Here is an 11,645-nt window from a genome sequence, read left to right on the forward strand (position 1 = left end):
TGCGGAACGGAAGGCAAGGCGGCTGGCTGCGGCAAGGCGCAAATCGCAGCCGCAAGCGGAGCAGCGCGCCGAAGCGCCAGTGATGGCATTCGGCGGCGACGAGCCCCGGCAGGGCGGCGCCGTCAATCTGTTCGGAAACTGATCGATCGGGCGACTTGGTCGCCCAAGGGAGCGATCGGCCTCGCCCAAGGGAGCGATCGGCCGATGGCCGCTATTTCTCGACCGCCCCGGTCCAATCCTTGAAACCGCCGACGTTGTAGACCTTCTCGTAGCCCATATCCTTCAGCAGCTTGCCGGCGAGCGCGGATCTGCCGCCGGAGGCGCAGTAAAGGATCACGCTCTTGCTCTTGTCGAACGCCTTGTCGTGATAGGGCGATTCCGGATCCGCGCGAAACTCCAGCATCCCCCGCGAGACATGCACGGCGCCTTCGATCTTGCCGCTGGCCGCGACCTCCGGCGCATCGCGAACGTCGACGACCAGCGTGTTGCCGCTCTTGATCATCTCGGCCGCCTCGTCCGACGTGATCTTGGGGACCGCCGCATTCGCGGCTTCGAGCATCTGCTTGACGCTGGTTGGCATGGTTTCCTCCGCTGTTGCTTACGGGGAAGGATAGCACATTGGTCGCGCTTCGCCTCCTCCTGTCGCGGGAGGATGGTATGCCGGAAAAGCCGCTTCGTCGCGCACCAGGCGCCGGCTTGGTGGGAAGTGCGCAACTGGCTGCCGAGCAACCGCATGTTACAGCGGACCTCGACGCAACGTCACCGCACCCCCGTGCCTTTGCAGCGCTGGCACTTCACGACCTTGTCGCCCTTCTTGAGCAAGCCTTTGCCCTCGCAATTCTTGCATTTCTGCTTCTTCTTGATGTTCGGGCCTTTTTCACTGGTCATGAAATTCTCCTGCCGCCACACGGCGTCTCATGCGGATGCTCGGCGGAACAGCCGGGCGGTGCGAAATAAGCCCTACACTCATGCGGGCTTCGGCACCACCAGCACCGGCACGCTTCCGTCCACCAGGACCTCGGATGTCTGGCTGCCCAGAAACAGCTTCCTGAGGTCGCGACGCCCATGAGAGGCCATGACGATCAGGTCGCATGCCCTGGACTTTGCCGTTTCAATGATCGCGGTCGCCGGGTGCGCATTCGGAACATGCAGGAGCTCTGCAGGCGTGCCGATCTGCTCCGCCATCGCGCGCGCGTCATCGAGCACCTTGCCCGCACGGGCCTTGCAAGCTGCGTCAAAACTGTCGATCTCGTCCTGTGTCGGAATCCATCCCGAGGCGTGTCCGCTGCCATAGTCGACCGGCAGCGCTTCCGTCACGGTGATGATCGTGAGCCTGGCGTTCAAGGCCTTCGCCAGGGTGATGCCATGCTCGACGCCTTTTCTCGCGACGTCCGATCCATCCGTGCTCAAGAGAATGTTGGCGTACATCCGGTGGCTCCCTTGCTCGTCGAACAAAGTGATGCCTGGGGAGTATGGTCCGATGCGCGCCGTGGGTCCATGCGCCCGTGTTGGCTCCGGTCTCGCCGTCAGCGGATCGAAAGGCTGCTGTTACGGTAGGACTGCATTTGATTCACAAGCCTGCGAATCCGCGAAGGTGACCGGAGCTATTGAGTACGCTCTCGCCACAATCCTCAACTCGACGAAGCTGTCCGAGTAAGTTCGCGGAAAGAGCGTGTATGTAAGGGGGCCCAGCATCAAGCCCCTTTTCGTTGTCCTACCAGAAGGGTCCGGTCGGCAAATTCCTGGATCGTGCGCACGATTTTCGCTTTCGAGATCGAGCGAGAGCCAAGGATAACCTCGTGTAGAAGGCCGTCCGCTCCGTGATAAATTAGTGACGTTGTGAGTTCGGGGGTGGTGCACTGAAATGCACCGGCATGGACCCCCCGCACGATGACTTTTGAAATCAGTGCCATCGTCTTTCCGTTCATCTCACGACAAAGATCAAGCGCCTTCGCGTCGGCCGTTTGGTAGATCGTTCGATGGAGTTCCGCATGATCAAGCGCGTGGGTCACAAGCTGTTCAAGCAGGTCTGCGAACAGTGACGGCCACTCGGTATCCTTCGACGCAGCATCGAGACGCTCGCGAGCGATACTGACGAAGCCTTCGAGATAGACTTCCCACAGCCTCGCTACGACGTGATCCTTCGATTTGAAGTGGAGGTAGAATGTGCCCTTGGCGATGCCAGCTTTCTCGGTAATGCTTTCGATCGAGGTCTCTGTAATTCCCTTTTCCCGGAAGATCTGCGCGGCGGCCGCTAGAATGTCGGCTCGCCGTTCTTCCGCGTCTTTGGTCCGACTCCCACGCTTGGACGTCCTCGGTTGCATCACATCCTCTCTCCGGCGCTCGGGGTCTAACCATGTTTTCCCGACATAACACATCATTGACTAACGGTCAGTCATCAATTATGACTGACCGTTAGTCAGTGGAGCTCATGGATGACCGGGAATATTTCATTTGGTGAGGTCGTGTTCGCCGTGACTGTCGGGATTCTGCTCATACTCCTCGCATTGCGTTACGCTGCCCGAGAACGCGTCTCCATGAATGACGCAGCGCGGGCGAAAGCCCCTGGCCGGTTCGTCAGTTTGAGCGTCGGCCAAACGCATTGGCTTGCCGAGGGGCCAGACTCGGGCGAGGTGATTGTGTTGGTGCCCGGCGCAACTCTGCCCCAATGGATATGGGGAGATCTCCCCTCCAAGCTCGCGGCAGCAGGCTATCGCGTAATCCGATATGACCTATTGGGGCGTGGTTACTCCGATAGGCCAGGTGTCCCGTACAATAGCGATCTTTTCGATAACCAACTGTTCGAGTTGCTCTCTGCGTTGCAGATCAAGCAGAAAGTGCATCTGATGGGACTCGCCTTCGGGTGCCCCATCATTTCAGAATTCGCCGTCCGTCACGCCGGCTTGGTGCGTTCGCTCTGCTTCATCGGGCCGGACGGATTTGGCGTGCATATGAGCAAAGGGTCGCGCCTGTTCATGATCCCGATCCTGGGATCCTTTCTCTTCAGCCTGGTTGGGACCCGCCTCCTACTGAAGCGGATCGACGACTATTCCACCGATGGCGCTCTCAAGGACTGGCTCCGCGTGCGCTATGCACCCGAATTGGAGTTTAAGGGATTTAAGCGGGCATTGTTGTCCTCGGTCCGCAATATGCCGATCCACGACGCGACTGCAAGCTACGCAAGTTCAGACTCGCGTCTGCCGATCTTGGTGATCTGGGGAGATCGGGACCGTGTTACTCCGCTGCCGCAAGTCGCACGCCTCAGGGAAGCGCTCAAGAGGGCGAAGGTTCATGTGCTGCCGGATGTCGGGCACTTACCACACCACGAGCGATCGGATGAGACGACTGGCCTAATCCTCAAACATCTGGCGGAAGCTCCTTCCGCGTGACGAGCCAGCAGTTCGCCATCACGATGGCCTGCCCCGCAATTCTCATTCTCTGGCGCTTGCAAGATACACGGAGAAAATAATGGTCCCTTCTGCCGCTGCGCCGAAACTGGCTGATGCTTCGCAATGCATCGAGCTGCTTTCGCTTTCGAATGACTTTGCTGCCAGGGCGAGGAACGCCGGAGCTGAGGCTTCGACGGCGGTCACTCGCGCGAACGAATTGTCGCATCTGAATGCGTTTATCTCTCTTGCCGAAAGAGACGAGTCGGAGTGTCAAGCGACATCCCGAAAATGCCTGCCGCTCGCGGGGATGCCGATCGCAGTCAAGGACAATATTGATGTAAGAGGATTTGCCTGTACCGGTGGCACCCCGGCGTTGCGCGAATGGCGGCCGCCGTCAGATGCTTTGATCGTGAAACGCTTGACCGCGGCGGGTGCGGTCATGGTCGGCAAGACGAATCTCCATGAATTGGCTGCAGGAGTCACCTCCGACAATCCGACCTTCGGTCGCGTCAAGAATCCTTACGATCCGGCCGTCATTGCCGGGGGCAGCAGCGGTGGCAGCGCGGTTGCCGTGGCTGCGGGAATTGTGCCCATAGCGTTGGGGACCGATACGGCGGGGTCTTGCCGCGTTCCAGCATCGTTGAGCGGATGTGTCGGCTTTCGACCGACAATCGGGAGATATCCGGCTGATGGTCTTATTCCGCTCTCGCTGACTCGTGACGCAATCGGGACATTTGCGCGCGACGTCACTCACGCCATGTTGGCTGATTGGGCGGTTACCGGCGACATGCCGACCGTCGCCGGATCGCTCGCCGGCAAGCGACTCGGCATCCCCCGTCCTTACTTCTACAATGATCTTGATCAGGACGTCAGCGCAGTCATAGACGCAGCACTCGGTAAACTGGCGGACGGCGGCGCCATTCTGATCGAGACTGAAGTTGTCAACATCGAAGAGCTTGTCAGCAAGATCTCTGTGCCGATCATCATGTATGAGGGGTTGCGCGACGTCGCTGCGTATCTGAATCGCCACCGATGTCCCGTCACCGCCTGGCAAGTAGTCGATCAGGTAGCAGGGCCCATCGAGCGCGGGCTTTTCCAGACAGCCCTGCTTAATAATCCGATCCACCACCACGACTATGTCGCAATCCTGCAAGCAGGACGTCCAGCCGTCATAGAAGCCTATCGAAATTGCTTCGCTCGAGAGCAACTCGATGCCCTGGTTCTTCCCACGACGCCACTTCCTGCGCGTGCGGTCGGAGCAGATGGAGCGGTGGCGTGGAATGGCCAGCAGATACCCGCTCTCTCGGCCTATATTCGCAGCACCGATCCAACGTCCATTGCCGGCATGCCCAGCATTTCGATCCCCGCAGGCATGACGAAGGGCGGCCTTCCCGTTGGTCTCTGCATCGACGCGCTGCCGGGCTCGGATGCGGCGCTCCTCAGCATCGCGCTCGCGGTCGAAAGAGAACTGCCATTGATCCCGAAGCCTGTTTTCTAAGTCCAACTTACCGATGTTCGCTGATGCTGATGATCAAACTCATGGGAGACTTCAATGGATGTCAGGGCTAATCTGAAGACCAGATCCTGCCAGGAAGTCGACAGGCTTGCGTCCCAACTCATCGATGTCAGCCATCGCATCCACGCCCTGCCGGAATTGGCATTCGACGAGCGTCAGGCGGCTTCGCTGCTGGCTTCCACGGCGAGAAAGTACGGCCTGGAAGTAGTCGAGGGAGCTTTCGGTCTCGAGACGGCGCTCAGTGCAGAATTTGGCGTTCCGACGCAACCGCGCATTGCAATCATGTCCGAATATGATGCATTGCCGGAGGTAGGCCACGCATGCGGTCATAACATGATCGCTGCGATCGGGTTGGGAGCGACGCTCGCGCTTTACTCTCTTCGCGGGAACATGCCTGGATCGGTGCGCTACCTGGGGACGCCTGCGGAGGAACGCGGGTGCGGCAAGGAGCTAATGGCACGTGCTGGAGCCTTCGACGGGGTGGACGCTGCGATGATGCTTCATCCGGCCTGCGTCGAAACCAAAGCCGTCCGAACCAATCCTATTTCGGAAGTGTACGTCACCTATACGGGGCGGACCGGGCACCCCGTCCTTGGAACGGGCACGTCCGCTTACGCTGTCGACGCCGCCGCAGTTGCGCACCAAGCGATCGTCGAACTCCGGAAGACGTTTGAACGAGGCGAGCAGATCCACGGCGTAATCCCTTGCTGCGGGTCTGTTCCAAATGTTTTCCCGGCGAAGACGCAAGCGCACTATTTTGTACGCGCTGCCACTTTGGAACAACTCCGGGCATTGAAAAAGCCCATCGAGGATTGTCTTCGTCGAGGTAAATCCGTCGCCGGCTGTGAGGTGGAGATCCGCTGGTCCGATGCTGACTATCTCGGCATGAAAGTAAACCTTCCGCTCGCCGACGCATATGAGCGCAATGCACAGTCACTCGGACGGCAGTTCATCGACTACCGTGGTCTACCTGCAGGGGGCGGAGACATAGGCAATGTCAGCGTCCGTATTCCGACCCTGCATCCGTTGATCTCTTGTGCTCCTTTCGGCGTAATGTTGCACGATCCGGAGTTTGCAAAATACGCCGGTTCGCCGGACGGGGATGCGGCGATAATCGATGGCGCAAAGGCGATTGCCATGACCGCGCTAGATTTCTTTTGCGATGAGACCTTGCGGCAGCAAAGCCGAACTGCCTTCGAGACCGAGGAGTCGGCGACCTAGACCGGGTTGCGCGGTACGTCACAGCAGAAAAGCCAGCACCGCCGATCAAGCCATGAGCCTTTCCGATCATAGAATGGCCACGTCGCTTGGACTTCTTCTGCGAAATAAAGAAACCAAAATTCGTGAGTCGGTAGCCGTGACCCACACGACGTGGCGCAGTGGTCGAGAAGATATCCGCTATATGTAGTCGATTGGCGCTACGCCCAGTCCTCCTGCATGGCGATCTCGACCATCTGCTCGGGCGTGCCGGCCTCGTCCAGGCTCTTGCGGAACCAGAGGGCGTAGAGGCCCGGCAGGTACAAGAGCGTCAGGAACGTCGCGACAAACAATCCGCCCATGATGGTGATCGCCATCGGGCCCCAGAATGCCGAGCGCGACAGCGGGATCATGGCAAGGATGGCGGCGAGCGCGGTCAGCACCACCGGACGGGCGCGGCGGACGGTTGCCTCAATGATCGCCTCGCGCCTGGTGAGGCCGTGCGAAACATCGGTCTCGATCTGATCGACGAGGATGACCGTGTTGCGCATGATCATGCCGGCGAGCGCGATCAGGCCGAGCAGCGCCACGAAGCCGAACGGGGCATTGGCGACGTTGAGGCCGAAGGAGGCGCCCACGATGCCGAGCGGGGCGGTCAGGAACACCAGAATCAGGCGCGAGAAGCTCTGAAGCTGGATCATCAGCAGCGTCAGCATCACCATGACCATCAGCGGGAAGAGGATGAAGATCGAGGCGTTGCCCTTGGCGGATTCCTCGAACGCGCCGCCCGCCTCGATGCGGTAGGCCGGCTCGAGGCGGTCAATGATCGGCTTCAGCTTCGGCGTGATCTGACCCGTGACATCGGGCGCCTGCACGTCGTCGGCGACGTCCGAGCGCACGGTGATGGCCATGTCGCGGTTACGCCGCCACATGATCGGCTCCTCGTGGGAATACTCGATCTTGGCGATCTGCTGCAGCGGCACGGCCACACCATTGCGCGAGGTGATGGTGAGATCACCGACGCCGCCAAGATCGAGACGTTCGGAGGGGGTCGCACGGGCGACCACGGCCACCTTCTCGATGCCGTCGCGGATGGTCGTAACCTGCGCGCCCGAGATCAGCATCGCGAGCGCCTGTGAGACGTCCTGCGGGGTCAGGCCCATGGCGCGGGCGCGATCCTGGTCGACGACCAGCTTGAGGTACGGCGATTGCTCGTTCCAGTCGAGCTGGACGTCCTTGACGCTCTTGTTCTGCCGCATGACGTCGCGAACCTGGTAGGCGATCTCGCGCACCTTGTTGGCGTCGGGACCGATCACGCGGAACTGGACGGGGAAGCCGACCGGCGGACCGAAATTGAAGCGATCGACGCGCACGCGCGCCTCGGACAGCATGCCGTCGGCAGCCGCGTTCTCGATCTTGGCCTTGATGCGCTCGCGCGCCTCGACGCCCTTGGCGACGATGACGATCTCGGCAAAGGCCTCGTTCGGAAGCTGCGGGTTGAGGCCGAGCCAGAAGCGCGGCGAGCCCTGGCCGACATAGGCGGTGTAGGTCGCGATGTCCTGATCGCCCTTCAGCAGCTTCTCCGCCTCCTTCACCGATTTCTCAGTGACGTTGAAGGCGGTGCCCTCGGGCAGGCGCAGCTGGAGGAACAGCTCGGGCCGCTCGGACAGCGGAAAGAACTGCTGCTGGACATGGCCGAAGCCGACGACCGAGGCGATGAAGACGCCGACGGTTGCGGCCACCACGGTGATGCGGTGATTGACGCACCATCGCACGATGGCGCGCAGGCCGCGGTACATGCGGGTCTCGTAGACCGCGTGCGGGTCGTGATTGTGGTGCGCCTTCATCTCCGGCAGCAGCTTGACGCCGATATAGGGCGTGAAGATCACGGCCACGAACCAGGAGGCGACCAGCGCGATCGCCACGATCCAGAAGATGCTGCCGGCATATTCGCCGACCGCGGAATTGGCAAAGCCGATGGGGAGGAAGCCAGCGGCCGTGACCAGCGTTCCCGTGAGCATCGGGAACGCAGTAGATTCCCAGGCAAATGACGCCGCGCGCATGCGGTCCCAGCCCTGCTCCATCTTCACCACCATCATCTCGACCGCGATGATGGCGTCGTCGACGAGCAGGCCGAGCGCGATGATCAGCGCACCCAGCGTGATGCGGTGCAAGTCGAGCGACATCGTGTTCATGACGATGAAGACGATGCCGAGCACGAGCGGCACGGAGAGCGCGACCACGATGCCGGTGCGCCAGCCCAATGCCAGGAACGAGACGAACAGCACGATGACGAGCGCTTCCATGAAGGAGTGCACGAACTCGCCGACGGCGTGCTCGACCACCTTGGGCTGGTCGGCGATCAGCTTGACGTCGATGCCCTGCGGCACCGCCTTCATGAACTCCGCGGTCGCCTTCTCGACCTCCTTGCCGAGCTCGAGAATGTTGGCGCCCTTGGCGGTGACGAGGCCGATGCCGATCGCGGCCTTGCCTTCCTGGCGGACGACGAAGCTCGGCGGATCGACATAGCCGTGGGTGACGGTGGCGATGTCGCCGAGGCGGAACACGCGGCCGTTGCTCTCGACCGGGGTTTCGGCGACGGCCTTGGCGCCGTCGAGCGCACCGGTGACGCGCAGCGGCACGCGCTGCGAGGAGGTCTCGACCGTGCCGGCCGGCGTCACGTTGTTCTGCTTGGCGAGCGAATCGAACAGCGCCTGCGGCGTGATGCCGAGGGTCGCGAGCTTGGCGTGGCTGAATTCGACGAAGATGCGCTCGTCCTGATTGCCGTAGACGTCGACCTTGGTCACGCCCGGCACCTTGAGGAGGCGCTGACGGAAGCCTTCGGAGACTTTCTTGAGCTGGGCATAGTCGGCGCCGTCGCCGGTCATCATGTAGAGGATGGAGTCGACGTCGGAGAACTCGTCGTTGACGACGGGTCCCAGAATGCCCGAGGGCAGCTGGCCCTGTACGTCGATCACCTTCTTGCGCAGCAGATAGAAGAGATAAGGCACCTCCTTCGGCGGCGTATCGTCGCGGAACGTCACCTGCAGCGCGGCGAAGCCGGGCTTGGAATAGGTCTGCACCTTGTCGAAATAGGGCAGCTCCTGGAGCTTCTTCTCGATGGGATCGGCGACCTGGGTCTGCATCTCCTGCGCGGTCGCGCCCGGCCAGATCACGGAGACGTTGACCACCTTCACCGTGAAGAACGGATCCTCGGCGCGGCCGAGCTTCTGATAGGAGAAGAAGCCGGCGACGCCGAGCATGATCATCAGGAACAGGACCAGCGTCGGATGGCTGACGGCCCAGGCCGAAAGGTTGAAGCGCTTCATCGCTCTCTCCGAAAAGACGATCCAGTTGCCAAAAACACGACAGCCACTCTATTCAACCCATCATCGCGAGGCAGCGAAGCAATCCAGGGGGCTGGCAGATTCTGGATCGCTTCGCCGCTTCAGCCTTCGCATTTGCGCTCGGGCCGAAACTCGCCTCGCAACGATGGAACTCACTTTTCTTGTCATTCCGGGATGGTCCGAAGGACCAGACCCGGAATCTCGAGATCCCGGGTTCGATGCTTTCGCATCGCCCCGGAATGACAGAAGTTAAAAGGACAGTGACGACACGATCCGCACCTTCTGGCCCGGATCGAGCTTCTGCACACCGAGGGCGACGATCTTGGCGCCCTCGTCGACACCACCGGTGATGATGACGTCGCTGCTGTCGTAGGACTTCACCACAACCGGCTTCAGGGTGAGCGCGCCGTTGTCGTCGACGACGTAGAAGGACGGCTTGCCGCCTTCGTTGAACAGCGCCGACAGCGGCAACCGCGCGACGCGCTCGGTGGCCGCGTCAGACAGCGTCAGCGTCGCGGTCATGCCGAGCGCGACCTTGTCGTCGGCCTCGGGCAGCGAGAACTTTGCCAGATAGGTGCGCGTGGCCGGATCGGCCGTCGGCGCGATCTCGCGCAGCTTGGCCGTGTACTTCTTGTCCGGCTCGGACCACAGAGTGACGCTGGCGACGCCCGACTTGGCACGCCCGACCAGCGTCTCAGGGATCGCGACGACCGCTTCCTTCTCGGCAAAGCGGGCGACGCGGATCGAAGCCTGGCCCGCGCCGACCACCTGGCCGGGCTCGATCAGCGTTGCGGTGACGACGCCACGGGCGTCGGCGTTGAGCGTCGCGTAGGAAAGAGAATTCTTGGTCAGCTCGACCGCGCGCTCAGCCCGGTTCAGGCGCGCGCGGGCCTCGTCGGCAGCGGCACGGCTCGAATCCATCTGGGCATCCGTGGTCCAGCCCTTGGCCTTCAGGTCCTTGGCGCGCTGCTCGGCGGCGGCCGCCTGGGCCAGCACGCCGGTCGCAGCGGTCTGCTCGGCGACGGATTGCTCGGCCTGGAGCTTCAAATCAACCTCGTCGAGGGTCGCCAGCGGCTGGCCGATCTCGACGGTCTGGCCGACTTCCACCAGACGCTTTGCAACCTTGCCGGCGACGCGGAAACCGAGGTCACTCTCGATCCGCGGCCTGATGGTGCCGACGAAGCTGCGCTCCGGCGTCTCGGAACCATAATGCGCGGTTGCGACCAGGACCGGCCGCGGCGGCTCGACCTTCTCGGCGACGGTGTCATTGCACCCGGCCAGCGAAGCCCCCATCAGGGCCAGCGACACGCCTGCCAACAGCCTGGAATAGGAAATGGCATCGATAAGCCGGTAACTCATGTCAGCACCCATCTCTTCTGTGTACCCTGACCGATTGGTCAACTAACTATCTCTCTACTCTCCGAGACCGAGGCCGCCGGCGAATATACCCTCATCTGGTCCCGCTGACCGGCCAAAGACGCCCCCCTCCACCGAGCGGAGCGTCTCCCTGCTAATCCCTGTCAGCTTGTCGGATTGCGCGCCGTGACGATCCACGTCGCTCTGTCGATCATCACCGATCGCTCGCCGGTTCGGCCCGCGAAGGCGGCACGAACCGCGGCCGATGCGCGGGCGCGGATGTCGTCGGGCTGATCAGCGAGCACGCGCGACAGCGGGCCGACCTCGAACGTCATCTTCACCGCCTCGTCGATCGCCGCGTCCCGCGTCGCGCCCTCGCCAAACGGGATGGAAGCATCGAAGGGCGCGATACCGATATCGGTGAAGCCGGCCGCCGTCAGGATGCGAGCCACCCGCCCCCGGTCGCCGAACGAGAATGGGCCGGGCGCTTCGGGACCGGGCGGCGCCATCGGCGGGACGATGCCTTTGACCGCGTCCATCGGCAGGCGCACCCAATCGTTCTCGGCCACGCCACGCCAGCATACGAAAGCGACCCGCCCGCCCGGCTTGAGCGCATGGCGCATATGAGCGAACGCCGCCGTAGGATCGTCAAAGAACATCACTCCGAAGCGCGAGAACAGGATGTCGAACGCGCCCTCGGGCAGCTCGGCGCTGCTGGCGTCGGCCACCTGGAACTGGACCGGTGTATCCTGTGGCGCCAGCGCGCGCGCTCTGCCGATCAGCGCTTCGGATATGTCCACGCCCAGCACATGGCCCCCCGCGCCGACGCGGGCGGCCAGA

At 62.0% G+C, this 11,645-nt stretch carries 10 protein-coding genes; 3 read left to right on the forward strand and 7 right to left on the reverse strand.

Going from position 1 to position 11,645, the window contains the following annotated elements; genetic code table 11:
* Positions 1 to 211: 211 nt before the first annotated feature.
* The 4 genes from MOV74_RS18790 to MOV74_RS18800 all read right to left on the reverse strand — a co-directional run bounded on the left by MOV74_RS18790 (position 212) and on the right by MOV74_RS18800 (position 2,324).
* Positions 212 to 580, reverse strand: coding sequence for a rhodanese-like domain-containing protein (locus tag MOV74_RS18790; RefSeq protein WP_246925439.1), 369 nt, complete (start codon positions 578 to 580; stop codon positions 212 to 214).
* Between the two features lie 179 nt (positions 581 to 759).
* On the reverse strand, positions 760 to 888 hold the full coding sequence (locus MOV74_RS40830) for a hypothetical protein (protein ID WP_007600646.1): 129 nt from the start codon (positions 886 to 888) through the stop codon (positions 760 to 762).
* Positions 889 to 966: 78 nt separating this feature from the next.
* A complete protein-coding gene (locus MOV74_RS18795; protein WP_246925443.1) occupies positions 967 to 1,428 on the reverse strand; it encodes a universal stress protein in 462 nt (153 codons plus the stop codon).
* A gap of 266 nt (positions 1,429 to 1,694) precedes the next feature.
* Positions 1,695 to 2,324 (reverse strand): TetR/AcrR family transcriptional regulator, encoded by a 630-nt coding sequence (locus MOV74_RS18800; RefSeq protein WP_246925446.1) that lies wholly within the window; start codon positions 2,322 to 2,324, stop codon positions 1,695 to 1,697.
* A 111-nt stretch (positions 2,325 to 2,435) separates the two neighbouring features.
* On the opposite strand from MOV74_RS18800, the gene MOV74_RS18805 reads away from it, so the two are divergent.
* The 3 genes from MOV74_RS18805 to MOV74_RS18815 all read left to right on the forward strand — a co-directional run bounded on the left by MOV74_RS18805 (position 2,436) and on the right by MOV74_RS18815 (position 6,126).
* Positions 2,436 to 3,389 carry an alpha/beta fold hydrolase gene (locus MOV74_RS18805; protein WP_246925448.1) on the forward strand — a complete coding sequence of 318 codons (954 nt, stop codon included), beginning with the start codon at positions 2,436 to 2,438 and terminating at the stop codon, positions 3,387 to 3,389.
* Positions 3,390 to 3,468: 79 nt separating this feature from the next.
* The gene (locus tag MOV74_RS18810; protein WP_246925450.1) at positions 3,469 to 4,887 is read left to right on the forward strand and encodes an amidase family protein; all 1,419 of its coding nucleotides are present in this window, start codon (positions 3,469 to 3,471) and stop codon (positions 4,885 to 4,887) included.
* Positions 4,888 to 4,941: 54 nt separating this feature from the next.
* Positions 4,942 to 6,126: an amidohydrolase gene (locus tag MOV74_RS18815; RefSeq protein WP_246925452.1), complete on the forward strand. Its 1,185-nt coding sequence runs from the start codon at positions 4,942 to 4,944 to the stop codon at positions 6,124 to 6,126.
* Positions 6,127 to 6,323: 197 nt separating this feature from the next.
* Here MOV74_RS18815 and MOV74_RS18820 read toward each other — a convergent pair whose 3' ends face one another.
* From MOV74_RS18820 to MOV74_RS18830, 3 genes are all read right to left on the reverse strand, one after another.
* On the reverse strand, positions 6,324 to 9,431 hold the full coding sequence (locus tag MOV74_RS18820) for an efflux RND transporter permease subunit (protein ID WP_246925454.1): 3,108 nt from the start codon (positions 9,429 to 9,431) through the stop codon (positions 6,324 to 6,326).
* 267 nt (positions 9,432 to 9,698) lie between these two features.
* Complete coding sequence (locus MOV74_RS18825; protein ID WP_246925456.1) at positions 9,699 to 10,808, reverse strand: efflux RND transporter periplasmic adaptor subunit; 1,110 nt, start codon at positions 10,806 to 10,808, stop codon at positions 9,699 to 9,701.
* 161 nt (positions 10,809 to 10,969) lie between these two features.
* The coding region (locus tag MOV74_RS18830; RefSeq protein ID WP_246925459.1) for a class I SAM-dependent methyltransferase at positions 10,970 to 11,645 on the reverse strand (676 nt) is incomplete at its 5' end.

Origin of the sequence: Bradyrhizobium sp. SHOUNA76, assembly GCF_023006445.1 — a bacterium.
Taxonomy (GTDB): domain Bacteria; phylum Pseudomonadota; class Alphaproteobacteria; order Rhizobiales; family Xanthobacteraceae; genus Bradyrhizobium.